We start from the raw sequence: 24385 nt of genomic DNA, 5'->3' as shown, positions 1-24385 counted from the left end.
CTTTTCTCCCTGAGCTACTCGAAGGCTGCCACAATGGTGGCTGAGGCGTTAAATTCCCCTTCCGCGATTTCCTTACCGCCGTTGGCCAACGGTGCGGCAACTAAATTCCAACTACCGCCATTACCGATATTGGGTACCGGATAAAACTCATTTGGGATCACTAATTGGCCGTTATGTTTGATCTCGATACCGAGATCGGATTTATCGGTTTTAAACGCGTTATTGGTAAAAGGCGCAGGGGTGCCGGATACCGCCAGTTTGATATTCAGTGTGCCGTCCTCGAAGCTGCCACCTTCACACTGAAAACGTACCGGTATGCTTTGTGGATAGCTGGCACCGTTCAGGTTGCTGCCGCTGATTTCACCGAATTCGACGTTGATCAGTTGGCCTTCATTCACCACGCATTTATCCGGCACATATAAAATGGCGGACTGAATAAACACCTGTGCCATCGGGTTAGGACCAAAACCTGCGTCTGTTGATCCTAACCGGCCATACATCTCGATGATTTGTCGGTCATTAATCTGCACGCCGTTGATGATTTTTTTGCGTACCCGGAACGTGATTTTGCCTTTGGAGCCGCTGCCGTAATTATTGACCTGCAAATAAGGCGGTCGGCAAGAATGCTGGTTTAACAGGTTGGACTCGTTATAAAACGGCACCGTGATATAGGCATTTTTATTGCCGGCGATCCAAACTTCGGCTTTTAAATCCAGAAAATCATTAAGTTTTAAATAACCGTTGCCGTATTCGGAAGGCGGTAGTGCCGAATCCGACTTATAAAAGTGCGGGCTGGTAGGAATAGGCGTATCGCAATAGACTTTACCGGTATAAGTGCCGCCCAGATCATAGGGAAACAGCTTGGTAAAGCCGACTGTATTAGTAATGTTAGTTTCGTTCAGATCGATATAAAACTGTTTTGGGCCGCCGTCTGGCGTCACATAGCCGTTAGCCCAAACTACAGGGGTCGACAGCGTCAGTACTAGCGGCAGGCAAGTGTTCAGGTAGGTTTTTTTCATCGCGTTTTTGAACCTCACAGGTAAATCACCTGAATGTGTGCCACGCCGGAAAAGCCGGCCGCCATCACTGCCCGCTGTGTTGACTCCACGCTGGCGCTGAACCACAACGTATTGCTGCCGGGTTGTAGAATGTAGGGCTGGCTCTGTTGGTTAAGTGACAGCGCACGTCCCTGCTGATCCTTCAACCGAAGGCCAATACCTTGCACGCCGCCGTTAAGTTTCAGCAGGTCCGGGTTGTTGATATCGCTGTCGCCGAGAAACACCAGCGTGGCCGCTTGTTCACCTTTTAAATACAGCTGTCCGGCATCGCCGTTTCGCTGACCGGCGGGGTTATCCGCCAGTGCTTTGGCCCCCAGCAGACAGTTGCGGAACGAAAGGCGAAAACGCACCGGCGTACTTTGATCGCCGGCATTTTGGAAATCACGTGCGTTGACGTCGCCCAAATCAATGGCCTGATCCTGGCTGTCCGGCGTCAAGCTGCAGGGGGAACTGAGTAGGCCACCATGAAAGCTGACGGTGCCAGTGGTGCCTTGGATTACGCCCAGTGGTGTCGCCGCCGTTGCACTGCCTGTGAACAGCAATACGCCGAGCAGCAGGGGCCGCAGACGGCCGCCGGTGAATTCAGCCATGCGTAATCTCCTTATTTTTTTGCATCGGGCACGGCGTTGCAGACGCTGCCGTTACAGGCAAAGCGCAGCTCCGGGTGGCCGCCGTAGTCATTGATATAGGTGACGACAAAACTGTTGAGGCCATTGTCGCGTAGCTTGAGCGTTTCGCTGGATTTCGGTTTCAGCATGACGGGCTGGAAATCGCTGAGTGCGCCGCCGCCCTGTTTCTGCGTCTGACGGGTCATACCGGTCAGAGTGATATAAAACGGCGTAGGGTTTTCAACGGTGAAGCCGCCAGCGCTTTTGTGGAACACCAGCTTTTCCTGCCACACCTCACCTTTTGGCGCGACGATAGCCTTCGGCCGGTAAAACAGTTTGATCTGGGTTTGCAGGGCCAACTGCATCACATTGGTTTTGCTGCTTTTCGGTGGGATCTCACGCAGATTGAAATAGAACACCGATTCGCGATCCTGTGGCAGACGGTCAGCCTCAGGGGTCTTGGTGATGCGCACCACACTCCGTTCGTTGGCCTCAACCCGCTGCAACGGTGGCAACACCACCAGAGGAGAAGTGATTTTCTGGTGCTGCTCGTTCTCTAGCCAAGACTGGGCCAGGAAAGGCAGTTCCTTGTTTTCGTTGACGATATTCAGGCTGATGGACTTCGCATCACTCAGATAGACGGCACGAGTGCGATCCAGTGATATCGCCGCATTGGCAACAGGTGCTACAGCGGCCAATGCCAGGCCCAGTGCGGCCATTTTTGCTAACGGGGAGTTATTCATAATCATCAATTCTCTGTGTTACGGATTACAGTTTGGCGCACGGCAGCAACAGCTGGTCCAGCGGCTTGGCGGCGCCCGGTATGACAATGCGGCACTGGCGCTGACCTTCCCAGGCGACATCCAGTTGTTCTTGCGGCTGTACACCGGTCAGATAGACCGAGCCGCCGTCGTTCACTACTGCCACTTCGCGACCGCGTTCACTCAGCACCGTGGCACCAAACGGCGGCTCGCTGCCGTCGGCAAGTTTGATGGTGGCCAGCAGTTTGCTGCCTTTAACGACTTCAAAGTGGCGGTAACCGATGGCACCTTCGGTCAACGTGCCTTGCACCACTGCGCGGGTGGCTTCTACATCGTCAGCCAGCGTATTGACGTCGATGCGGGTATCCGTGTTGTAGTAGCTGGTGATGTCGGAGATCACCGCCAGGCCAAAGCGGTTACTGTAGGCGCGGCCGTTATTGATTGGCACCCCGGCAATACCGTCGGTATCCAGCATCATCCGGCTGCCGCCGTTACTGGAGTTCTGATGCGCGGCAACGCCATGTCGGGTAGTGGTAATGCCACTGCGGAAAGTACCGCCAATCGACGAGTAGCTGTCTTGTTGGTAAGAGGCGCTGGCGTTAAGTGAGCCAAACGATGCGTTATGGCTGTAGTAGCCACGGGCCAGTGATTTACCGGATTGGTTAAAGCCGCCGCTTACCTGCCAGGTATTGTTCGGGTCGGTGTAATCGTTGTAGGACGCCATCTGAGTAACGTCGCTATTGCTGGTTTGCAGCGAGTAACCCACCCGACGGCGATCGCCAATAGGCACACTGAAATTCACCATCACACTGTCATCGGTACGGCCGTGATAGGTCGTGCGGTAAGCCGACAGCGATGCAGTGATGTTGCTGATATTGCCGACGTTGAACAATTTACTGGCGGACAATCCGTAACGGTCCTGCGCTCTCGCATCCCAATAGGTTTGGTGTGAATAGGTCAGGTAGGCGGTGATCGCTTTGGCGCTGTCTTCCGCCATAAAGGTTTTGCTGGCGGTAATGGTGTACAGCTCTTTCTGGCGCCCGTCGTAGCGTTCATCGTAGTCACTGTAGCGCTCTTGCAGATACTGCGACATGTTCATGAATTTACGCTGTGAGAAGCGGTAGCCGGCGAAGGTAATCTGGCTGTTCAACTCATCGAAACGTTTGGCGTAGTTGACCTTGAACGACAGACCACTGGCGGTCGGTTCATTGGGCAGGCGGGCGATGGATTGAGTCACATCCAACGACATGGCACCAAACACATTTAGGTCACGGCCCAGGCCGATTGCCCAAGCGTTGTAATCACCGCCAAGCAGTGCCCCGCCATACAGTGACCAGGCGCTGGTCAGCCCCCAGGAGAAATCACTGGCGGAGAACAGCGACCCCTGCATGCGATGATCGTAAGCTGAGGGTCTGCCTACGGCGACGTTATAGCGTACATAGCCAGGGCGCGTCAGATAAGGGATGGTGGCGGTATCTACCTGGAAAGTTGATACGCTGCCGTCCTGCTCTTCCACTTTTACATCTAAACGGCCGCGTACCGAACTGTTGAGATCCTGAATGGCGAACGGCCCGGCGGGTACGGTGGTTTCATACAACGTGCGGCCTTCTTGCGACACGGTGATTTTGGCGTTGCTTTTGGCAATACCGCGAACTTCCGGTGCATAACCCTGCAAGTTCGGTGGCAGCATACGTTCGTCGCTGGCCAGATTCAGGCCGGTAAAACGGTAAGAATCGAACACGCCCGAGTCGAGGAAAATTTCGCCAAGGGTCAGTTTGGCGGCCTGCATCGGTAGCGCGCGATAGGCGTAGATCTGATTCCAGTCGAAATTACTGTCGCGCTCGCCGGCCTGCTGGTTGTAATTAGCCTGATAATCGGCGCGCAGACGCCAGGCACCCATGTTGGCACCTACCGTCCCGTAACTGCTGAGGTTTTCTGCGGTGTTGTTATTGTGGCTCTGTTTACCGACCTGGCCGCTGATGCTGTAGTCCAGTAGCAATCCGGGGATGCCGTCATCCCATTGTTCCGGTGGGGTCCAATCCGGATCGGAATATTTCATCCAGGCCTGTGGGATGGTGATCGCCAGAACGCCTCCGCCAATACGGTCGGAAATAGTCGCCCCTTTGATGCCACTGATATCGGCACAGCTGTTGTTATGCCACAGGGTGATTTTCTTGGCGGCTTCTTCTTTAAGCGCCATTTTTTCCACCAGATCGGGTGGCAGGCAGACACGGGAGCGATCCTGTTTATCCGACGACGGATAATAGTGAATGCTGCGCTGTGGCAGGGTTTTCTGGTTGATCTTAATATCCAGCAGATAGGCGCCGGGCATGACGTAATCGGCGTCGGAAAAGCGTGATAAATCCACTTTGCTGCGATCGCCAATATCTAATACGTCGGTATTAAATTCCGTGGCGGAAAAAGCCGAATGCACCCAGAGGAAAGATAGAATGACGGTGAGGGGTATTTTTTTCCGTGTCAGTAATGACGTCATAGAATAATCACTCATGGCAAATCCGCGCCCAATAGCAGGTCATCCTGTACGACCTGAATACGTAATACGTGATGTCATTCAGTGCCAAAATCGGCACCCGCCTAACAAGGCGTTACAGATAAGACAGGGTAAATTTTGCCAGTGAGTTGAATCCGCCGGCTCGGGCCCTATCAGGGTGAATGCGTAGCTGGGCGCCAAAGCGCAGCGTATTGTCGCCAGCAACAATTTGGTAATCCGCTGTGGTGCTACCTAAAGGGATCGGGGTACCGGCTGCAGTCAGCAGCTCAATGGCTACACCCTGTGCTTCACCATAAACACCCAATAACGCAGGATCCCGACTGTCTGCTGTACCGTCGAAAGTGACTGTGGCTGCGCGATAGATAAAGTCGGGTTTTACAATGCTGGCCAGTTCGCAGTTCACCAGCTTGATCTCAAAATTGCGTCGGCTGCCAATCAGTACCGGCTGCGAATCCAAGGAGGCATCGGTCATGGATACCAGCCCGAAATCGACGGTCTGATCCAGGCTTTCACTGGCAATTCCACATGGGGTTTCGACGATTTCGCCGCCCAGACTGAGTGTGCCGTGGCCCTGATTTTTTGCCGCTGCCTCCGCCCCCGCGCTACAAACGCTGAGCGCGATAAGCAGTACGCCCCAAATTGGGTTTGTCATGCTGGCGTCTCCCTGTTGCCGTTGGTCCCGTTACCCAATATCCGTGCAGGTAAAACGGGGACACCAAAACGGCGTCCCCGACGGGATTACAGGTATGCCAGAGTGAAGTTTGCAACGCTGGTGAACTCGCCTGGAACCACGGCGCCAGAAGCGCTGCTGCCTTGCAGATAGGCGGCGAATTTCAGGGAGTTGTTACCTTCGGTCAGGCCCTGACCATCGGTCGCTGTACCCAACTCAACATCTTTGGAGTGCAGGTTGTCATAGATCATGATGCCAGCGCCGGTTGCAGTACCGCTCAGAGCCAGCAGTTTGCTGTTATCTGGATCTGGGGTACCTGTGAAGGTCACTTGGACGTTCTTCATGGTCGCGATAGAGCAGTCTTTCAGTTCAATGCTGAATGGCTCGGAGCTGGATTTACCTTCTTTAGCCAGCAGACGGCTGCTGATTTGGCCCATTGGTACAGTCTGGTCAACAGATTCCGGTGCTACGCTGCATGGCGCATCAATAATTTCACCGGTAAAAGTAACTTTACCGCTACCCTGGTTAGATGCGGCATGAGCAACAGATGCAGAAGCGAAAGCAATCACGGTTGCCAGCATTAATTTATTCAGTTTCATTTCTCAAGTTCCTGTAGAGAGTATTTAAATAAAAAGAACAGCACATCTAAATCCCCCACAACAGCGGCAACGTCATGTCGCCGACGCCGTAGTTGGAGCCAGATCCTTTTGCTCTGGGCAATACGCCACCATCCGTTATTCATGAGTGAATAACGAAAGTTTTTGGAAATCGTAAAATCGAAATCCTTAAAAGAAAAATAGGTATATCACCATAGCGTCTTGCTGGGATTATTCTTGCAAATAATAGGCGTGATTGGGAATAGCTTTTATTAATTTAAGTCAAATACAGAATATAAAACCAAAAGGAAAAAGAAATATATATGATTGAAAATCAATAGATCGTATACAAATATTATCCAGAATAAATGACTATATAAATGGCAATATGCGAGATATTAGATCGCCAGAATTAGTGTTCACACTACAATTAACAATATTGTTTTGATAATATCGCCATCAGGCAGCAGATGATGAATTCTGGCTGTTAATCATAGGTTAAAAGTTAACTCTTTGTTTTGAAAGGTAAGCAGGTCAGTAATACTGGCTTGGAATGCGGCTTTTATTCATCGTTGCGACGATAATTTCTTTTCAGTGATTAACAAAATTATAACAATGTCAATGTGGGTAGGATTATTACCAATATCCACCAGTCATTGCGATTTTTTGTTATTTAACTCGTTAGGATTAATCAGAAACAGTCAGATCTAGCAGGGCTTCGCGACATAATAATGACCTAAGTGATAATTAAGAGATGATAAACGGAATGATTACCATAATTAATGATTCAATGCGCCGATCTGTAGTCGCTACATCTGTGCTGATAATGTCTTTCTTACTGTTGTCAGGTTGTGCAGGGAAAAACAGTGTTGGTACTGTTGCTGTGAAAAATGTTTCACAGAACAATCCTAAGGAAAAAACCGATGAGCAACGTATCGCGCTCTGTCAGCAGCGGGTTAATTCACTTAAGAATATTAATCCGCAAAGCTATGAGAAACGGATTGCTTATTTTAACGGGTTGCTGACCAACGCTTCTGGATATGCTGGTATTCGTAGCAATGTTGATGAAAGCACACGTAAGGCGATAGACGCGCTTTATAAATATAAAACTGAGAAATTCTGCGCTGACGTTGAACATGAGTTGATGTCCGATCTGTCCAGCCGGGTGGAGAGCTTATAGCTATGAGAAAGTGCGCGGAAGGAGCCGCTGCTTTGCTGTTGTTATTGACGGGACAGACTGCGTTTGCGGGTGATGACGGTATTCCCGCGTTGTTGAAATTTGCCGAGCAGCAGGCGGTACCGGTTGTAGAAAAAGCCCCGCCGACGTCTCGGCAGCCGGCTATCGCCAAGCCCAAACTTACCACTTCAATGGGGGGGGAGAGGGCTCGGTTGGCCGCACTGAATCAGACCCTACAGCAACAGGCTGACACTATCCGCCTGCTTGAACAGAAATTAGCGGCTCAGACTTCTGCTCCCATGCCGGTAACCAAGGAACCCGCTGTGGATATCAAACCACTTGTAACGGCGCTGAAGGGGATTCGTCGGGCCATCGCACCCCCTCCGGAGCTGATAGCAATGGCGGCATCCCTGGCTCGGCAACAACGGGTAGCCACAGAGCAAGATCAGCAGTTGCAGCGGCTTAACCATCAGTTGGCAGCCCTGCGACAGTTGCCGGTGCTGGCCAGCGATCTGGATAAACAGGCTTATGCCGCTGGCGTTTCGCTCGGGCGCGACATCTTACAACTGCAAGAAGAGAACCGTCTGCTGGGTATCGATGTCGATCGCTCACGCTTGCTTGCGGGAATTGCGGACACACTGACAGGCAAGCCGCGACTGGACGATGCGGCCGTTGACAGCGCGTTGCAGGCAGCAGACGAGGTGCTTCAACAGGTTCAGCAGAAACGGCAACAGTCTATTGGACAGGATGGCAAGGAGTACCTTGCCGATTTTGCCAAACAACCTGGGGTGCAAAAGGATGAGCTCGGTTTCTATTACCGTGTGGATTATGCCGGCAGTGGTCAGATAGCCGCAGATGACAATGTCGATATTGTCGTGCGCGAGAGCCTGCCTGATGGACAAGTGATTAAGGATATGGACGTCGCCGGCACAGTGATCTCACAACCGTTAGCAAAATATCCCCCGCTGTTTCGCGCAGCTATTAGCAAATTGAATAAACACGGGTCCATTACGCTGGTGGTCCCACCTGCGCTGGCGTATGGCGATAAGGGGAGTCCACCCGCTATTCCACCGGGAGCAACCATGATTTACACCCTGCGCGTGGCCGACGCGCTACCGCAGGACAGGAGTAGACGAAAGTAACTCAAGGAGAACGCGATGGCCAAGGTGCCGATAACATATGAAATCAGGAAGTCACATATGCTAAACGTGTTACGAAAACTGTGTATGGAACGTGCCGCTGGGGCGGGAGGGCATCATCCGCCCGCGCCGGAACACTGGCCTAAAACCAGGGAACTGGCGGATAAATGCGGTGAGAATATTTACACCACGCGCACATTATTATTGGCGTTGGAAAAAGAGGGTAAAGTGAGCTGTACCCACCGAAGTATCAATAACTCGTTACGCTGGTATATTTGCGTATCGCCAAAAAAAGTGTAATTCCTTTCCTGCCTTGTGTTTTTGACTACCTTTCACAGCGGATTAATATAGGGCTGTGGGGCTACCAGCTCCTCAGCCCGACTCCTTTGTTACGACTAATGACCAGCCATTGCCAGTGTGTTTTTCCAAGCCCTATACTGGTCACCTGAGTACAAATATTGATATGAGGGATACGGGCTTATAATGAAGGAAAGCAAAGAACTACTGTTATTGGATGATATTCATTATCAAATAGGCGAGCAGGTTATTCTGGATTCCGTCTCTTTCGGCCTGAATCAGGGTGAATTTAAACTGATTACCGGGCCGTCTGGTTGTGGAAAAAGCACCCTGCTTAAAATCGTCTCCTCTCTGATCGATCCGACCCGTGGAAAAATTATTTTTGCCGGTAAGGCCATTACCGATATACCGCCGGAAGAATATCGCCAACAGGTCTCTTACTGTTTTCAAACACCTTCACTTTTTGGCGACAGTGTGTTTGACAATATTGCTTTGCCTTATCAGATTCGTAAGCAAAAGCCGGATGAGCAAAAAATGCGGTCTGACCTGGAGCGTTTCGGGTTGCCGGAGAATATGCTGAAAAAAAGCGTTAACGAATTATCGGGCGGAGAGAAACAGCGTATTTCTTTGATCCGTAATCTGCAGTTTACCCCCAAAGTGTTGTTGTTGGATGAAATTACCAGCGCGTTAGATGAAGATAACAAACGTAACGTCAATGAAATTATTCATCAGTTGGTTGCGCAACAGGGTGTCGCAGTTCTATGGGTGACACACGATAAAGATGAAATCAAACATGCGGATGATGTGATTACCTTAAGTGCACACGGCGCTCGGGCACAGGAGAAAACCGATGAATCAGCATAACATCAGCAATGAATCCTTAGCCCTGTCGATGGTATTGGTGATTATTGCCATTTTAATCAGCCATAAAGAAAAACTGGCGCTGGAAAAAGACATTATCTGGAGCATTTGCCGGGCGGTGGTGCAGCTGATTATTGTCGGCTATGTACTGAAATATATTTTTGATGTGAACAACGCCATTCTTACGGTGCTGATGGTGCTGTTCATCTGCGTTAACGCCGCTTACAACGCGAAAAAACGCAGTAAATATATCGATCATGCGTTTGTGACGTCGTTTATTGCCATCACCACTGGGGCAGTATTAACGCTGGTGGTGTTAGTGCTGACCGGTTCGATCGAGTTCACTCCCATGCAGGTGATTCCAATTTCCGGCATGGTTGCCGGTAACGCGATGGTCGCCGTCGGGCTGTGTTACAACAACCTTGGGCAGCGTTTTAAAAGCGATCAACAAAAGATTCAGGAGATGCTCAGTCTGGGAGCTTCACCGAAGTTTGCCTCGGCGGCGTTGATCCGTGACAGTATCCGCGCGTCGTTGATCCCTACGGTGGATTCGGCCAAAACCGTTGGGCTGGTCAGTCTGCCGGGGATGATGTCCGGCTTAATCTTCGCCGGTATTGATCCAGTTAAAGCGATTAAGTACCAGATAATGGTGACCTTTATGCTGCTTTCTACCGCTAGCTTGTCGACGATTATTGCCTGCTATCTGGCGTATCGTAAGTTCTACAATGCTCGTCATCAATTGGTGGTTAGCTCGTTGAAGTAGAGCCTATGATTTAATGGTAGGGGCGCAGCGTGCTGCGCCCGGTTAAATCGGGTCGAGCATGCTCGACCCCTACGCTACGACCATTACCCTTGCAGCAGGGCGATACTTTGGCGGATTTCACGTTCAATATCCGCCTCTGACCAGCTGTCCAGTTGTGAAGAGAATGGCTCAAAGGCATAAATGCCGGTGTAGCCGAGGCGTTCCAAATTCTGCACCTGTTTTTTGCTTTCCAGTCTGTCTTTGTCACTCAACATGATACGTTCTTCGTCGCTTAACGTGTTTTTGGCTTGTGGATCCTCCACTCCGGAAAGGTGCACTAAACCAATACCGTCGATCTGAATTTGCGCATCAAACTCAGGCTGTGCGACATCGCTCAAATAATGGTGGAAGGTATCCAGCACGATTTTGTACGGTGCACCGGAATCACGAATGAGGGACTGTGTCAGCAACGATGAGCGCAGAGAACTGATGCCGAACCCCAGCGGTTCTACATAACCCTGCACGCCGTATTTCGTGAACAGTGGCGCCAGTAGCTTCAGGGCTGCCAATGTATCTGTTTTTTTCTGCTCTTCGCTGCGTGAATCGCCTGCACTGCAATGCGGACACAGCACCAATGCCTTGCTATGAATAGCCTGAGCTTGTGACAACAGCGCCTCGGCGTTTTTCAGCAACGTGACCTGATCGTCCAGTAGGTTGAACATGCCGAGGGCATTAATCGTGATAATGTCGATACCGTATTCTGCTGCCAACGCATTTAATTGATCGTTGCTCAGGTTATCGGTCACCTTGCCGCTCGGCATATCGTTGCGCAGCTCTACTTTACTGAGCCCACACTTTTTCACCAGGCTGAAAAATTGTGCCAAATCGAGATTTGGCGCGATCTTGCGGTTGATGCAAAAACGGTCTGGCGCAATGGTCATGATGCATTACTCCTGAGAAGGTTGAGAAAACCTAAGATTCACCGACTTAAAGCGGCGTGCGTTGTGTTTCGGGTTGTGCTTGGCGATAGCGTTTTGCCATCACCACGTCTTCCATTTTTTCCAGCGATACACCTTTAGTTTCAGGAATATAGCGGCCAATAAACCAGTAGCTGAACAGGCAGCAGGCGGCGAAGATCCACATCGGGAAGGCGCCGTGGAAGCTCGAGAATAGGTAAGGATTGTCGTTGATCATCGGGAAGGTCTGTGACACGACAAAGTTGGCCAGCCACATACAACCGACGGCGATGCTCATGCCCTGCGCGCGCATACGGTTAGGGAAGATTTCTGATACCAATACCCATGCACCCACACCCCATGACAGCGCGTAGAACACCATAAAGAACAGCATACCGAACAAGGCGAAATAGCCGGTGGCTTGGGTGTAGAGCGCGTAAGAGGTGATCAGCAACCCGGCGATCGCGCCGAGAGTGCCGTAACGCATCAGTGGGATACGACCGATGCGATCCATCAGCATGGCGCCGATCACAGAGCCAACCAATTGCAGTACACCGATCCAAATGGTTTGGAATAGCGCTTCCTGGGCATTTTCGGTGACGGTTTTTAGCACCATCGGTGCGTAATACATCATCACGTTAACGCCGGTGACCTGCTGCAACATGGCGATCATGCAGCCAACAAACAGAATGAAACGTACCCGTACGTCACCGTAGCTCAGCTTCTGTTGGTGTTGCTTCTGGTCTTGATGCAGTGAATCTTTGATTTCCAACAACAACTTTTGCGCATGGGTGGCATTGGATATTTTGGTCAACATGGCCAAAGCCTGATCGTCACGACCAACCATGACACTCCAGCGTGGCGATTCTGGAATGATAAACACCAACATCAAGAACAAAATACACGGGATGACTTCTGAGCCGATCATCCAGCGCCAGCCCATTTCTACCAACCAGGCTTCACTGGCGATGCTGGCGATTTTGAAGTTAACGTAGAAAATTACGATCTGGCCAAACACGATGGCAAATTGCTGCATGCTGAGCGCACGACCACGCATGTCTTTTGGAGAGACTTCCGACATGTACATTGGGGAAACCGTGGCGGCGATACCGACGGCCAAACCACCGATAATGCGGTAAATCACAAACCAGCTGAAGGTGGCAGCCAGAGCCGCACCAATTGCCGAAATGGTGAACAGCACTGCTGCCAGCATCAAGGCTTTTTTTCGGCCGTAGCGCGCGGCCAGCGGCCCGGCGCCAAAAGCCCCGACCACACAACCGATGACCACGTTAGAGACCGCCCAGCCGGTTTCGACCGGGCTGAGATCAAAATAGGCTTTTAGCGCTTCGATTGCGCCGGAGATCACGGCGGTATCGTAACCGAACAGAATGCCGCCAAGTGCCGCAATGCCGCAAATTCGCAATATGTACCCGGTATTATGCTTACGCTGATATGACATGTGTTGCTCCGATTTTTATCCTGGCTTCCACCCGCGCAGTAGGTTGTAGGGAAGAGGGAGGCGGAAGGGTGTGAACCGTGCCTGTCATTAAGGCGGTGATATTTGAATGCTTCTTCTCTAAACAAGAACATTTATTTCATAATTAGTGAATAATGAAATATTGATTTTTAGATCCAGTTCAAAAAAAAACGCAAACACCCTACAAGCGATGCAGTGCCATCTTTGAGCAACAGTTTTCAGCGTATTGCCGACTAGAGTGCCTATTTCTGTATAAAAGTCAGGGCTAATCACCACGGCAATACGAATAGGTGAAATCACAGGTTTTTTCCTGAAATGTAATCCTCCTGCTAATGATCTGGCAAAACTGCGACCTCTCGCACTAAAAACAAATTTTCTAAAATAATTTATTTGAAACTTTTTTTTCAATGAAATAGAGTTTGCTTCATCAGGTCAGGATTTAGCCTGCTTATGGGTATAACCCGGTAAGCGGTGTGATGAAAACGCTACGGCGTGCGGTACTGCGCACACTGTCCGGCGACAGCAGACTTAAAAGAGGGCGAGACATGAAAACCGTGGGTAACTTTATTGGCGGGCAGGTGTGCCTGAGCAGCAGCAATCAAACCGTCGACGTGCATAACCCGGCTACTGGGCAGGTTGAACGTCGGGTCACGCAAAGCACCGCCGCCGAGGTAAAGCAGGCCATTGATGTGGCCCACCAGGCGTTTGCCGATTGGTCACGCACTACACCGTTACGCCGTGCGCGCATCATGTTCAATTTTAAGGCGCTGCTGGAACAGCATCGTGACGAACTGGCGGCGTTGATCGTCAGTGAGCACGGCAAGGTCTATTCTGATGCCTTGGGTGAGCTGACCCGTGGGATTGAAGTGGTTGAGTTTGCCTGTGGTATTCCGCATTTGATTAAAGGCGAATATTCAGCGGATGTTGGCAGCGGCGTGGACAGTTTCTCGTTGATGCAGCCGTTGGGTGTGGTGGCGGGTATTACCCCGTTCAATTTCCCGGCAATGGTACCGATGTGGATGTTCCCTATTGCGTTGGCCTGCGGCAATACTTTCGTCCTTAAGCCTCCGGCATTAGTGCCTTCGGCATCGGTACGGATGGCGGAATTACTGAAGGAGGCAGGCCTGCCGGACGGCGTGTTCAACGTCGTGCATTGCGCTAACGAAGACGCCGCGCAGCTGTGCACCGACCCGTACATTCAGGCAGTAAGCTTTGTAGGTTCGTCGGCAGTGGCAGAACATATCTATACGACGGCCAGCGCCCACGGCAAGCGGGTACAAGCCTTCGGTGCCGCAAAAAACCAGGCCATCATTATGCCGGATGCCGACTTGGATGCGACAGTCAATGCCCTGATGGGCGGCGCATTTGGCTCTGCCGGTGAGCGTTGCATGGCGTTGCCCGTTGCCGTGGTCGTCGGTGATGACACGGCCGATAAACTCATTGCCAGATTGAAACCCTTGATCGCTCAATTGCGCGTTGGCCCTGGGATTCAGCATGGCGGTGAAGAAAACGAAATGGGGCCTTTGGTTTCCTCAGCGCACCAGAAGAAGGTTTTGGGTTATATCGATCTGGGCGTCGAAGAGGGCGCAACGCTGGTCGCCGATGGCCGCAATTATCAAGTGTCGGGCTACCCGGATGGCTACTATGTTGGTGGCACCCTGTTCGACCACGTCAAACCGAACATGCGTATCTACCGCGAAGAGATCTTCGGACCGGTGCTGGGCATTGTCCGCGTACCGGATTACCAAACGGCGATCGATACGGTAAACAGCCATGAATTTGGCAATGGCAGCGCTATCTTTACCAGTAACGGCCACTATGCACGTCAGTTTGTGCAAGAAGTACAGGCTGGTATGGTCGGGGTTAACGTGCCGGTACCGGTTCCTATGGCATTTCACAGCTTCGGTGGCTGGAAGCGCTCGGTGTTTGGGGCGTTGAACGTTCATGGTACTGACGGCGTGCGCTTCTATACCCGCATGAAAACGGCCACTGCTCGCTGGCCAACGGGGCAGCAGACGGTGTCTGAATACAGTATGCCGACGTTGGGTTAAGGTTCTACGCTTGAGCTATGCCAATACCCTATGGATTTCGAGTTGTAGCTCAGCGGCCAACTCAGTTGCGTGGCCCACGGATGGGGCCACGCAACTGAGTGCAGGTAACAACGCTACAGTTTGAAAGTCGACGGGGAGTTAATTCGGAGGATCACTATGTCTTCATTACTTGCCAAGTGTCAGCAGCCGGATGGTCAGGGCCGCATTCAGCATGTCACCCCAGAGAATGCTGACTGGCGCTTTGTTGGGTTTGATGTTTATCGCCTTGAAGCCGGTCAATCGCTGCGGTTGGAAAGCGGCGACAAAGAGCTATGCCTGGTGCTGGTCGCCGGCATCGCTTCCGTTGCCACCTTGCGAGCGGAATACCCGAGCATCGGCAAACGCATGAGCCCGTTTGAACGTACACCGCCTTATGCGGTATACGTGCCGCATCACGACAAGGTTGAAGTGCGGGCGGAAAGCGCCCTGGAGTTGGCGGTCTGCAGTGCGCCGGGTAATGGGCATCTGCCGTCGCGGTTGATTACTCCGGCGGAGGTGGGTGTCGAACGTCGTGGTAAAGGGCGTAACCAGCGACTGGTACACAATATTCTACCCGATAGCGAACCGGCAGACAGCTTACTGGTAGTAGAAGTGTATACGGATGAAGGCAATACCAGTTCGTACCCTAGCCACAAGCACGATCAGGAAGATTCGCCGGATGAAACCTATCTGGAAGAGACCTACTATCACCGGATTCAGCCGGAACAGGGTTTTTGTATGCAGCGGGTGTATACCGACGATCGCTCACTGGATGAGTGCATGCCGGTGTATAACCGTGATGTGGTCAAGGTACCGCGCGGTTACCACCCTGTGGCGACGTTAGCCGGGTACGACAATTATTATCTCAATGTGATGGCGGGGCCTGTACGGCTATGGAAATTCACGTGGGAAAAAGACCACTCATGGATTAACACCGACGGCTACCCAGCGGCCAAATAATCTTTATCAGGCCCGGCTTGCCGGGCCTTGTTGATCTATGAGCGGGTTACTCTTCTTTGGCGTTATTCAATGCCAGTGACACTGCCAGAGTCTGCGCCAGACACATTGACGCGACCTGAGAACGGAATCCATCCACCTGGGCTTCACGTACGACAAAGCACACGTCGCTAAAGGCGGCTAGCGGGCTAACCTGGCTATCAGTAATGGCGATCTGCTGCGCACCGCTCTTGGCACCCAGTTCAACCAGTTCCAGCGCTTCCTGAGCATAGGGGGAGTAACTGATGGCGATCACGACGTCATTAGGTTTCACCATGCTGAGCTGTTCGGTAAACATACCGCCCAGCCCGTCGATCAGGAACGCCCGGCGTTCCAGGTGGCGCAATGCATAGGTGAGATAGGAGGCGACACTGAATGAGCGGCGCAGACCAATCACGTAAATATTCTCGGCGTTGTTCAGTAACTCAACTGCTCGATCCAATTGTTCGGGGCTGGTTTGCATTGCCAGCTGTTGCAGTGCCTGGGAGTTCACCATGGTGAAAACGTTAAGGATTTCTGCCGGCTTTTCCGGTGCGACATTATCGTCGGTAGAGGTCTGACGAAACAGGCGTGCTCGTTCGGTATAGTTGACGGTTTCTTCCATCAGGTGCTGGCGAAAAACCTGTTTCATTTCGTTGAAACCGCTGAAGCCAAAGGCATTGGCGAAGCGGATCAGGGTGGACGGCGGGACGCTGGCCTGTGCGGCAATGGAGGCGACGGTATCGAAAGCAATGCTGTTACTGTTATCCAAAATGTAACGCGCCACCTGTTTTAAACGCTTGCTCAGCGTTTCATAGCGGTGGCGGATTTCGTCCTGTAACAGCGAAAGTTGAGTTGGGTTGTTCATCCATTCGGCTCGCAGTGGGGGCTAAGGCGTATCGGCCTGACGCCTGAGTTATTGACAAGACATTCTAACAGATGGAGCGGAAATTTCATTTCACCAAAAAGCGATTTATTCGATTGCAAGTTGCGTTACTTCACAGAAAACAGGCAAAAAATCCCCTTAAAGCGGCGAAAATCCGTTTAAGGGGAGGGTTCTGCGATTAATGCTGGTGGGAGGTCGGGCGGTATTGACGCCAGAAACCAATCAGTGTCAGGTATTTTTGTTTCACCTGTTCAATTAAAGCCACGTCGTCCAGTTCACCCAGCAGCCAACGCCGTGAAGGCTGTCCGAAGATGGTGCGGCCTACGGCAAAGCCTTTCACCCAACGCGCGTCGGCAGCCGCGGCGAAACCGGCTTTCAGCGTTTCTTCCGGTGAGTCCAACCCCAGGATAAGTACGCCACGGCAGAAAGGATCGTTAGCGTCGATCAAGGCGCCGATCTGTTGCCAGTTCTCTGCACTCAACGGTGGTAATTTCCACCAGTCAGGCTTAATGCCTAATTGATAAAAGTGTTGCAACATCTCCAGATAGTAGCTTTCGTTTTTGTCGGCATTGCTTTCCGGCAGGATCACCTCCAGCAGCAATTCGTGGCCAGACTTGCAGCAGCCGCGATATACGTCGCTAATCAGTTCATCCTGCTCGCGGCGCAGGTCGACGGCGTCATGTGGGTGGTAAAACACCAGGCATTTCACCACGTGTTCTTGCGGCCAGTCGATCAGTTGTGAGCCGATATTACCGTGCTCCAGCCGCAACGGACGTGAACCGGGCAGTTCGACCGGTCGGCCGATCCACCAGCCTTGGCCGGTAATTTCGTTCAGTGCTGCCTGACCATAGGTGGTGTCGGCCAGAATACCGCTATTACCCTGTAGACCAGCGACTTCGGCTGCCTGTTGCGCTGCAGCCAGTAGCAGGGTTTTCAGTTTAGGAATGCGTTCTTCGCTGACGTTGGCTTCGCGAGCCATATCCGCCAACTGTTTACGGTGATCGAAAGCAAACACGCACAGCTCGGGCCACTGCTGTTTACGGGTAGTGACCCGGTGCAGATGGTTAAGCCGCTCATCACGGTCAGGGCGTTTCACTTCCCGTTCGCGCTCTAGATAATCATCCAGTTCCTGTTTGCTGGGCATTGCCGGTGCACAACCGTGGCGCGACACCACCAGTGCGCCACAGGCATTTGCATAACGACAGGCTTGATCCCAACCTTCATCATTCAAATAGCCGCGTAGCAAACCAGACATAAAGGCATCACCTGCGCCTAACACGTTCAGGACTTCAACCCGCACGCCGGAATGCAGTTTTACCTGCTGCCAGTCGGCGGCGATCTCGCCTTCAAACACCGAACAACCTTGAGCACCGCGTTTACAGACCAATGTGGCTTGCGTCGCTTTGCGCACATTTTTTAGCGCGGTCAGGGTATCGGTACTGCCACCGGCAATATGAAACTCTTCTTCAGTGCCGACGATCAAATCAAAATGGTGCAGCACTTCTTGTAGCTCGCGGGTCACTTTCTCTGACTCGACGAAACGGGTTTCACCGTCGCCCAGAGACGTCAGGCCCCACAGTACCGGCCGGTAGTCGATATCCAGCGCAGTACGCAAACCGTGGCGGCGGGCGTATTCCAGCGCCTTCAACACCGCAGCGCGAGTATTCGGGTGGGACAGGTGGGTGCCGGTAATAGCCAGAGCACGTGATGATGCGATGTAGGATTCGTCGATATCGTCCGGTGTCAGTGCCATATCGGCACAGTTTTCACGGTAGAAAATCAGCGGAAAGGTTTCCTGATCCTTGATGCCGAGGATCACCAGGCCGGTCAGGCGCTGTGGGTCAGTGATCAGGCTTTGGGTATCGGCACCGACGCGTTGCAGTTCTTCGCGCAGGAAACGGCCCATATGCTCGTCGCCGACGCGGGCCAGCATGCCGGACTTCAGACCCTGGATTGCGGTGCCATAGGCCACGTTGCCGGAAGATCCGCCGAGATATTTGGAGAATGTGCTGGCATCTTCCAGGCGTGCGCCGATCTGTTGTGCATAGAAATCGACGGCGATACGCCCGAGACAAATGACATCAAGCTGTTTTTCTTGTGTAGCCATACCCGTTTCCTTCTGTATTAAGCCAAACCCCGACTACGAAGCATATTTTGAAGTATGAGGAATAAAAATTTCAATTTCAAGAATGAATGAAATTTACACCCCGAAAATGTGATGCATTTAAAACACCTTAAAGATCGAGGTTAAAGGGGCGGGAAACTGCGTCCTGCTTGCCGGGAAAGCGCCAGCCAACGGCAGAGATATATCTTGTGTGACAGCCAGACACTATCAAGGGTTGCGGTGAGTTCAGCCACGATGGAGGGGTAGTTGCAATGCAGGAAAGGATGGCTAAGTCAGTGAATTCTAAAGGCATGGATGAAACGGGGTTTTCATCATAATGCGATCTTTATCGCAAAATGAAATGTTTCTTCTGTAATGTGATTTTATGAAAAATATATTTGTTTATAATCGCTTCACGTTTCACATAGTCGGTTTAAGTTGAGCAACACGCTTGAAGACGACAGGCATTACACACTTTCTATGGTTCGGCATGCGGGTGGTGTCGGAGCGGGCGTGACTAATCTAAAAGGGTGAGTAAATGGGCAAGATTCGGTTAACCATGGCACAGGCACTCGTCAGGTTCCTCGACAACCAGTATCTGCTGGTCGATGGCGTGGAAACCAAATTCGTTAAAGGTATCTTTGCGATTTTTGGCCACGGCAACGTACTCGGTCTTGGGCAAGCGCTGGAACAAGACAGCGGTGACTTGATCGTGCACCAGGGGCGAAACGAGCAGGGCATGGCTCACGCAGCGACTGGGTTCGCCAAGCAGAAACTGCGTCAGCAGATCTACGCCTGTACCTCTTCTGTCGGTCCGGGCGCTGCCAATATGATCACCGCCGCTGCAACGGCTACCGCCAACCGTATTCCCTTATTACTGCTACCAGGTGATGTTTACGCTTCGCGACAGCCAGACCCGGTGTTGCAGCAGATTGAACAAACCTACGATCTCAGCATTAGCACCAACGATGCTTTCCGTGCGGTGAGCAAATACTGGGATCGCATTGTACGGCCAGAACAACTTATGAGCGCCTGTATCAATGCAATGCGCGTGCTGACCGATCCGGCAGAAACCGGTGCGGTGACGCTGAGTTTGCCGCAAGACGTGCAGGGCGAAGCCTACGACTACCCTGACTATTTCTTCCAGAAGCGAGTGCACAGGCTTGATCGCCGACCGGCAACGGAAGGTATGCTGGCGGATGCCCTGGCGTTGCTAACGACCAAACGCCAACCGCTACTGGTGTGCGGCGGTGGGGTGAAATACTCACAGGCTGGTCAGGCGCTACGCGAGTTTGCCGAACGCTTCCAGATTCCGTTTGTGGAGACTCAGGCCGGTAAGGGGACTGTACCGTCTAATCATCCATTTAACTTGGGCGGCATCGGCGAAACCGGCTGTCTGGCTGCCAATACCCTTGCCCGACAGGCCGATCTGGTGATTGGCGTGGGCACCCGTTATACCGACTTCACCACCTCGTCAAAATGGCTGTTCCAAAATGCCAACGTCGATTTTCTCAATATTAACGTCAGTGCCTTTGATGCTGGCAAGCTCGACGGTGTGCAGGTTCTTGCCGATGCCCGCGAAGCGTTGTCCGCGTTGGGCACGCTGTTGGCACAATCTGATTACCGTGCTGGTTGGGGCAAGGCGATTAGCGAAGCGCGCAGCGCACAGCAACAAGAAACAGCCCGCGTTTATGCGGTGGAATATACCGGCGAAGGTTTTGTGCCGGAAATTGACGACCACCTCGATCGCGAGAGCGTGTTTGCTGAGTTCATCGAAAAGACCGACTCGCTGCTGACCCAAAGCCGGGTTCTGGGTGTACTGAATCAGCACTTGCCGCAGGACAGCGTGATCGTGGCCGCCGCCGGCAGCTTGCCGGGCGATTTACAACGCGTGTGGCAGAACCATGGTGAACATGGCTACCACGTGGAGTATGGCTATTCGTGCATGGGTTACGAGGTTAATGCCGCACTGGGGGTCAAACTGGCCGAGCCGCAGCGTGAGGTGTACGCCATAGTGGGCGATGGCGCCTTCATGATGCTGCATTCCGAGCTGGTTACGTCGATTCAGGAAGGATGCAAAATCAACGTAGTGCTGTTCGACAACATGACCAACGGGTGCATTAACAATCTGCAGATGGAACATGGCATGGACAGCTATACCACCGAGTTCCGCTTCCGTAACCCGCAGGGTGGCAAACTTGACGGCAAGTTGGTACCGGTCAACTTCGCGATGCTGGCAGCAGCTTACGGTTGTAAAACCTACAGCGTAACGACCGAGCAACAATTGATCGAGGCATTAGCCGATGCCCGTCGGCAAACCGTTTCTACCCTGCTGGATATTAAAGTGCTGCCAAAAACCATGGTGCACAAGTATCTCAGCTGGTGGCGCGTGGGCGGAGCCCAGGTTGCCGACAATGAAAAAATTGTCGCTGTGGCTCGCAAGCTGCAAGAGAACATCGACAAGGCCCGCGACTACTGATTAACGCATTGCTTGATTACCCAGACCTTGCGTCTGCCGCAACTATTTGAAGAGGATAACGAAAATGACACTGAACATTGGGGTTATTGGTACCGGTGCAATCGGTCGGGATCACATTCGTCGCTGCAGCAAGGTGTTGCAGGGCAGCCGCATCGTGGCGGTCAACGATATTAACCGTGACAACGCCGCCAAGGTCGTGAGCGACCTGAAACTGGACGCCAAGGTGTATGACAATGGCCATGACTTGGTCAAAGCGTCGGACGTGCAGGCGGTGCTGGTCACTTCCTGGGGCCCGAGCCACGAAGAGTTCGTGCTGGCAGCGATTGCTGCTGGAAAGCCAGTGTTCTGTGAGAAGCCGTTAGCAGTCACGGCTCAAGGATGTAAAAACATCGTTGAGGCTGAAGCAAAGCACGGCAAACGTCTGGTGCAAGTGGGCTTTATGCGCCCTTACGATCAAGGCTACCGAGCGCTGAAGCAAGTGCTGACCAGTGGACAAATTGGTGAGCCACTGATGCTGCATTGTGCACACCGCAACCCGACTGTCGGTGAAGCTTACACCACAGATATGGCGATCACTGACACCTTGATCCACGAGATTGACGTATTGCGTTGGCTGCTGGATGACGACTATGTGTCGGTACAGGTGGTATTCCCACGTAAAAGCGCCAAGGCGTTCCCGCATCTGAAAGATCCGCAAATTGTGCTGTTTGAAACCGCGAAGGGTACACGTATTGATGTCGAAATCTTCGTTAACTGCCAATACGGGTATGACATCCAGTGTGAAGTCGTCGGTGAAAGTGGTATCGCCAAACTGCCAGAACCGTCATCAGTGCAGATGCGCAGCGGTGCCAAGCTGTCTACCGAGATTCTAACTGACTGGAAAGACCGCTTCATTGATGCTTACGACGTTGAGTTACAAGGCTTTATCAACGACGTACTGGCAGGTTCGCTGACAGGTCCTTCCGCTTGGGATGGTTATGCTGCGGCGGTGACGGCTGATGCCTGTGTGGCTGCGCAGCTCAGCGGTGAGATTGTCCCTGTGACCTTGCCACCACGTCCGTCGTTCTACAACAAATAGTGTTCTGACCACCCGTATCCACGTTTAACGAGGAATGACCATGAAGATCGCTTTTGATGTTGATGTCATCAGAGACCTGGGCATCACGAAAATGGTTCAGCAGGTGGCGGACTGGGGCTATCAGTATATTGAGCAGTCACCTCACCCGCAGATCAATCCGTTCTATAAGCATCCGAAAGCTGGGCGTGAGGTCATGACGGAATACAAAAACGTCCTGAAGGCCACCGGCGTGGAGATTTCCTCGTTTATTGTCGTTTATCGCTGGTCTGGCCCAGGTGAGGATCGTCGTCAGGCGGCAGTCAAAAATTGGCGCCGGATGATCGAAATCGCGGTAGAAATGGGCGTGCAGGTAATCAATACCGAACTGGCGGGCAATCCTAATGAGCCGGAAATCTGTGAAGAGTTGTGGTATCGCTCAATGGAAGAGCTGTTGCCGATTATCGAGCGGGAAGGTATTCGCATGGAGATCCAGTCACATCCATGGGACTTCTGCGAACTGAGCAACGAAACCGCGGATATCGTCAAGTCGCTGCGTAGCGATCACGTTAAATATCTCTACAGCGTGCCTCATACCTTTTACTACGACAAAGGTCAGGGTGACGTGGCTGGCATGCTGCAATATGCCGGTGACGATCTCTCGCATGTGCTTATCGCCGACACCATGAACCATACCAAACACTGTCGCTATATCGTCAATCCGCCTGGTGTTGATGCTGCGGTGCATCAGCATATGGGTATCGGCGAAGGAGAAGTGGACTTCGAGACTTTGTTCCAGACCTTGCGTGATATGGAGTTTGCTAATCGCAACTTTAAGGTCGGCGGCGAGTCGATTATCTGCACCTCACTGTTTGGTTACCCGGAAAGAATGAAAACCCAGGCTGTAGCGACCCGAGAGCGCATCGAAAAAGAGCTGTTGGGTAAATAATTTCCCGGCTGCGCGGGTGAAAATCGCCTACAGACCGGCTCTATACCCTGCGGCTTGAAAGACGACGGTATATTACTGAGGCTGAAAATGAATAAAGACAACGTAAAACTGGCCATCGCCCCGATCGGCTGGACCAATGACGACATGCCAGAGTTAGGCAAAGAAAACACTTTCCAGCAGTGCGTCAGTGAAATGGCACTGGCCGGGTTCACCGGCAGCGAGGTCGGCAGCAAGTACCCACGAGATCCGGCAGTGCTGAAGCCGATGTTGGACATTCGCGGCATTCAAATCTGCAATGCCTGGTTTAGCACATTTTTTGCCGATGGCCTGAAAGAAAAAACCATCGATGAATTTATTAACCATATGAATTTCCTGCATGCGATGGGAGCAAAAGTGATTGGCTGCTCCGAGCAGAGCAAGAGTATTCAGGGCACCACCAAAGGGGTGTTTGAAGAGAAGCCATATTTCAACGATGAAGAGTGGCAGCGGGTGGCCGATGGTTACAATGAGTTGGCAAAAATTGCTGCCGATAAAGGTATGCAGGTCTGCCTGCACCACCATATGGGTACCGGCATTCAGACTACCGCAGAGATCGATCGCTACATGAGTATGGTGAACGACGACGTCTACCTGCTGTTTGATACCGGGCATGCTTACTATTCGGAAGGCAGCCAGCAGGCGATGATGGCAATACTGGAAAAATACCTGCCGCGTATTAACCACGTACATCTGAAGGACGTGCGTGATGAGATTGTTGCAGAAGTGAAGGCCAATAAACTGAGCTTCCTTGACGGTGTGAAGAAAGGCACCTTCACCGTGCCGGGTGATGGGGTAATCGACTTCCTACCGGTATTTAAATTACTGGATGAGCGGGGCTACAAAGGCTGGATGGTGGTCGAGGCTGAGCAAGATCCGGCGCTGGCTAACCCGTTTGAATATGCGGTGAAAGCACGTCGTTATATCAAAGAGACCGCCGGTATTTAACCTGACTGAGAACGTCAAGGGGCGCTTGAGC

The 24385-nt window shown here is 52.1% G+C and carries 22 protein-coding genes; 11 read left to right on the top strand and 11 right to left on the bottom strand.

Annotation, left to right across the window (positions count from 1 at the left end):
• Nucleotides 1-14: 14 nt before the first annotated feature.
• The 6 genes from SGBXF1_RS22860 to SGBXF1_RS22835 all read right to left on the bottom strand — a co-directional run bounded on the left by SGBXF1_RS22860 (nucleotide 15) and on the right by SGBXF1_RS22835 (nucleotide 6208).
• The gene (locus SGBXF1_RS22860; protein WP_186427587.1) at nucleotides 15-1019 is read right to left on the bottom strand and encodes a fimbrial protein; all 1005 of its coding nucleotides are present in this window, start codon (nucleotides 1017-1019) and stop codon (nucleotides 15-17) included.
• Between the two features lie 14 nt (nucleotides 1020-1033).
• Complete coding sequence (locus SGBXF1_RS22855; RefSeq protein ID WP_061808539.1) at nucleotides 1034-1648, bottom strand: fimbrial protein; 615 nt, start codon at nucleotides 1646-1648, stop codon at nucleotides 1034-1036.
• 11 nt (nucleotides 1649-1659) lie between these two features.
• Complete coding sequence (locus SGBXF1_RS22850) at nucleotides 1660-2415, bottom strand: fimbrial biogenesis chaperone (RefSeq protein ID WP_082797649.1); 756 nt, start codon at nucleotides 2413-2415, stop codon at nucleotides 1660-1662.
• Between the two features lie 19 nt (nucleotides 2416-2434).
• A complete protein-coding gene (locus SGBXF1_RS22845) occupies nucleotides 2435-4936 on the bottom strand; it encodes a fimbria/pilus outer membrane usher protein (protein WP_186427586.1) in 2502 nt (833 codons plus the stop codon).
• Between the two features lie 97 nt (nucleotides 4937-5033).
• Nucleotides 5034-5591: a fimbrial protein gene (locus SGBXF1_RS22840; protein ID WP_061808537.1), complete on the bottom strand. Its 558-nt coding sequence runs from the start codon at nucleotides 5589-5591 to the stop codon at nucleotides 5034-5036.
• A gap of 86 nt (nucleotides 5592-5677) precedes the next feature.
• On the bottom strand, nucleotides 5678-6208 hold the full coding sequence (locus SGBXF1_RS22835; RefSeq protein ID WP_006317526.1) for a fimbrial protein: 531 nt from the start codon (nucleotides 6206-6208) through the stop codon (nucleotides 5678-5680).
• A 763-nt stretch (nucleotides 6209-6971) separates the two neighbouring features.
• Between SGBXF1_RS22835 and SGBXF1_RS22830 the strand changes: the two genes are divergently transcribed.
• The 5 genes from SGBXF1_RS22830 to fetB all read left to right on the top strand — a co-directional run bounded on the left by SGBXF1_RS22830 (nucleotide 6972) and on the right by fetB (nucleotide 10442).
• Complete coding sequence (locus tag SGBXF1_RS22830; RefSeq protein ID WP_186427585.1) at nucleotides 6972-7385, top strand: hypothetical protein; 414 nt, start codon at nucleotides 6972-6974, stop codon at nucleotides 7383-7385.
• A gap of 2 nt (nucleotides 7386-7387) precedes the next feature.
• On the top strand, nucleotides 7388-8524 hold the full coding sequence (locus tag SGBXF1_RS22825) for an FKBP-type peptidyl-prolyl cis-trans isomerase N-terminal domain-containing protein (protein ID WP_186427584.1): 1137 nt from the start codon (nucleotides 7388-7390) through the stop codon (nucleotides 8522-8524).
• Between the two features lie 15 nt (nucleotides 8525-8539).
• Nucleotides 8540-8821 carry a FaeA/PapI family transcriptional regulator gene (locus SGBXF1_RS22820; protein ID WP_186427583.1) on the top strand — a complete coding sequence of 94 codons (282 nt, stop codon included), beginning with the start codon at nucleotides 8540-8542 and terminating at the stop codon, nucleotides 8819-8821.
• Nucleotides 8822-9004: 183 nt separating this feature from the next.
• A complete protein-coding gene (fetA, locus tag SGBXF1_RS22815) occupies nucleotides 9005-9682 on the top strand; it encodes an iron efflux ABC transporter ATP-binding subunit FetA (RefSeq protein ID WP_186427582.1) in 678 nt (225 codons plus the stop codon).
• Nucleotides 9669-10442: an iron efflux ABC transporter permease subunit FetB gene (gene fetB, locus SGBXF1_RS22810; RefSeq protein ID WP_037425072.1), complete on the top strand. Its 774-nt coding sequence runs from the start codon at nucleotides 9669-9671 to the stop codon at nucleotides 10440-10442. Before fetA ends, fetB begins: the two co-directional genes overlap by 14 nt.
• Before the next feature lie 83 nt (nucleotides 10443-10525).
• Here the strand turns inward: fetB and SGBXF1_RS22805 are convergent, their stop codons facing one another.
• The 3 genes from SGBXF1_RS22805 to SGBXF1_RS23935 form a co-directional block, all read right to left on the bottom strand.
• Entirely contained in the window at nucleotides 10526-11362 is an 837-nt protein-coding gene (locus SGBXF1_RS22805) for a TIM barrel protein (protein ID WP_186427581.1), read from the bottom strand.
• A gap of 46 nt (nucleotides 11363-11408) precedes the next feature.
• Entirely contained in the window at nucleotides 11409-12836 is a 1428-nt protein-coding gene (locus SGBXF1_RS22800) for a sugar porter family MFS transporter (RefSeq protein ID WP_037425065.1), read from the bottom strand.
• Nucleotides 12837-12953: 117 nt separating this feature from the next.
• Nucleotides 12954-13154 carry a hypothetical protein gene (locus SGBXF1_RS23935; RefSeq protein ID WP_130382313.1) on the bottom strand — a complete coding sequence of 67 codons (201 nt, stop codon included), beginning with the start codon at nucleotides 13152-13154 and terminating at the stop codon, nucleotides 12954-12956.
• A gap of 245 nt (nucleotides 13155-13399) precedes the next feature.
• Here SGBXF1_RS23935 and SGBXF1_RS22795 point away from each other — a divergent pair, with 245 nt between their 5' ends.
• Both SGBXF1_RS22795 and iolB read left to right on the top strand, forming a co-directional pair.
• Nucleotides 13400-14905, top strand: coding sequence for a CoA-acylating methylmalonate-semialdehyde dehydrogenase (locus SGBXF1_RS22795; RefSeq protein ID WP_037425063.1), 1506 nt, complete (start codon nucleotides 13400-13402; stop codon nucleotides 14903-14905).
• Between the two features lie 156 nt (nucleotides 14906-15061).
• Nucleotides 15062-15883: a 5-deoxy-glucuronate isomerase gene (gene iolB, locus SGBXF1_RS22790; RefSeq protein WP_186427580.1), complete on the top strand. Its 822-nt coding sequence runs from the start codon at nucleotides 15062-15064 to the stop codon at nucleotides 15881-15883.
• Nucleotides 15884-15929: 46 nt separating this feature from the next.
• On the opposite strand, the gene SGBXF1_RS22785 is transcribed toward iolB, so the two are convergent.
• Nucleotides 15930-16766 carry a MurR/RpiR family transcriptional regulator gene (locus tag SGBXF1_RS22785; RefSeq protein WP_037425059.1) on the bottom strand — a complete coding sequence of 279 codons (837 nt, stop codon included), beginning with the start codon at nucleotides 16764-16766 and terminating at the stop codon, nucleotides 15930-15932.
• Nucleotides 16767-16962: 196 nt separating this feature from the next.
• On the bottom strand, nucleotides 16963-18891 hold the full coding sequence (locus SGBXF1_RS22780; RefSeq protein ID WP_186427579.1) for a bifunctional 5-dehydro-2-deoxygluconokinase/5-dehydro-2-deoxyphosphogluconate aldolase: 1929 nt from the start codon (nucleotides 18889-18891) through the stop codon (nucleotides 16963-16965).
• A gap of 535 nt (nucleotides 18892-19426) precedes the next feature.
• Between SGBXF1_RS22780 and iolD the strand changes: the two genes are divergently transcribed.
• The 4 genes from iolD (at nucleotide 19427) to iolE (ending at nucleotide 24354) form a co-directional block, all read left to right on the top strand.
• Nucleotides 19427-21367: a 3D-(3,5/4)-trihydroxycyclohexane-1,2-dione acylhydrolase (decyclizing) gene (gene iolD, locus SGBXF1_RS22775; protein WP_186427578.1), complete on the top strand. Its 1941-nt coding sequence runs from the start codon at nucleotides 19427-19429 to the stop codon at nucleotides 21365-21367.
• A 64-nt stretch (nucleotides 21368-21431) separates the two neighbouring features.
• Nucleotides 21432-22445, top strand: coding sequence for a bifunctional inositol 2-dehydrogenase/D-chiro-inositol 1-dehydrogenase (gene iolG, locus SGBXF1_RS22770; protein WP_037425052.1), 1014 nt, complete (start codon nucleotides 21432-21434; stop codon nucleotides 22443-22445).
• Nucleotides 22446-22485: 40 nt separating this feature from the next.
• A complete protein-coding gene (locus SGBXF1_RS22765; protein WP_037425050.1) occupies nucleotides 22486-23370 on the top strand; it encodes a sugar phosphate isomerase/epimerase family protein in 885 nt (294 codons plus the stop codon).
• Between the two features lie 87 nt (nucleotides 23371-23457).
• Nucleotides 23458-24354, top strand: a complete 897-nt coding sequence (iolE, locus tag SGBXF1_RS22760) for a myo-inosose-2 dehydratase (protein WP_061808530.1) — start codon at nucleotides 23458-23460, stop codon at nucleotides 24352-24354.
• The last annotated feature ends 31 nt before the right edge of the window (nucleotides 24355-24385 follow it).

Source organism: Serratia grimesii (genome assembly GCF_900186025.1).
GTDB lineage: Bacteria > Pseudomonadota > Gammaproteobacteria > Enterobacterales > Enterobacteriaceae > Serratia > Serratia grimesii.
This window is presented reverse-complemented; position numbering and strand designations above follow the sequence as displayed.

Bases quoted from the DNA above. Each gene is read 5' to 3' on its own strand.
- SGBXF1_RS22860 (WP_186427587.1), bottom strand. From the start codon at position 1,019: ATGAAAAAAACCTACCTGAACACTTGCCTGCCGCTAGTACTGACGCTG.
- SGBXF1_RS22855 (WP_061808539.1), bottom strand. From the start codon at position 1,648: ATGGCTGAATTCACCGGCGGCCGTCTGCGGCCCCTGCTGCTCGGCGTA.
- SGBXF1_RS22850 (WP_082797649.1), bottom strand. From the start codon at position 2,415: ATGATTATGAATAACTCCCCGTTAGCAAAAATGGCCGCACTGGGCCTG.
- SGBXF1_RS22845 (WP_186427586.1), bottom strand. From the start codon at position 4,936: ATGAGTGATTATTCTATGACGTCATTACTGACACGGAAAAAAATACCC.
- SGBXF1_RS22840 (WP_061808537.1), bottom strand. From the start codon at position 5,591: ATGACAAACCCAATTTGGGGCGTACTGCTTATCGCGCTCAGCGTTTGT.
- SGBXF1_RS22835 (WP_006317526.1), bottom strand. From the start codon at position 6,208: ATGAAACTGAATAAATTAATGCTGGCAACCGTGATTGCTTTCGCTTCT.
- SGBXF1_RS22830 (WP_186427585.1), top strand. From the start codon at position 6,972: ATGATTACCATAATTAATGATTCAATGCGCCGATCTGTAGTCGCTACA.
- SGBXF1_RS22825 (WP_186427584.1), top strand. From the start codon at position 7,388: ATGAGAAAGTGCGCGGAAGGAGCCGCTGCTTTGCTGTTGTTATTGACG.
- SGBXF1_RS22820 (WP_186427583.1), top strand. From the start codon at position 8,540: ATGGCCAAGGTGCCGATAACATATGAAATCAGGAAGTCACATATGCTA.
- fetA (WP_186427582.1), top strand. From the start codon at position 9,005: ATGAAGGAAAGCAAAGAACTACTGTTATTGGATGATATTCATTATCAA.
- fetB (WP_037425072.1), top strand. From the start codon at position 9,669: ATGAATCAGCATAACATCAGCAATGAATCCTTAGCCCTGTCGATGGTA.
- SGBXF1_RS22805 (WP_186427581.1), bottom strand. From the start codon at position 11,362: ATGACCATTGCGCCAGACCGTTTTTGCATCAACCGCAAGATCGCGCCA.
- SGBXF1_RS22800 (WP_037425065.1), bottom strand. From the start codon at position 12,836: ATGTCATATCAGCGTAAGCATAATACCGGGTACATATTGCGAATTTGC.
- SGBXF1_RS22795 (WP_037425063.1), top strand. From the start codon at position 13,400: ATGAAAACCGTGGGTAACTTTATTGGCGGGCAGGTGTGCCTGAGCAGC.
- iolB (WP_186427580.1), top strand. From the start codon at position 15,062: ATGTCTTCATTACTTGCCAAGTGTCAGCAGCCGGATGGTCAGGGCCGC.
- SGBXF1_RS22785 (WP_037425059.1), bottom strand. From the start codon at position 16,766: ATGAACAACCCAACTCAACTTTCGCTGTTACAGGACGAAATCCGCCAC.
- SGBXF1_RS22780 (WP_186427579.1), bottom strand. From the start codon at position 18,891: ATGGCTACACAAGAAAAACAGCTTGATGTCATTTGTCTCGGGCGTATC.
- iolD (WP_186427578.1), top strand. From the start codon at position 19,427: ATGGGCAAGATTCGGTTAACCATGGCACAGGCACTCGTCAGGTTCCTC.
- iolG (WP_037425052.1), top strand. From the start codon at position 21,432: ATGACACTGAACATTGGGGTTATTGGTACCGGTGCAATCGGTCGGGAT.
- SGBXF1_RS22765 (WP_037425050.1), top strand. From the start codon at position 22,486: ATGAAGATCGCTTTTGATGTTGATGTCATCAGAGACCTGGGCATCACG.
- iolE (WP_061808530.1), top strand. From the start codon at position 23,458: ATGAATAAAGACAACGTAAAACTGGCCATCGCCCCGATCGGCTGGACC.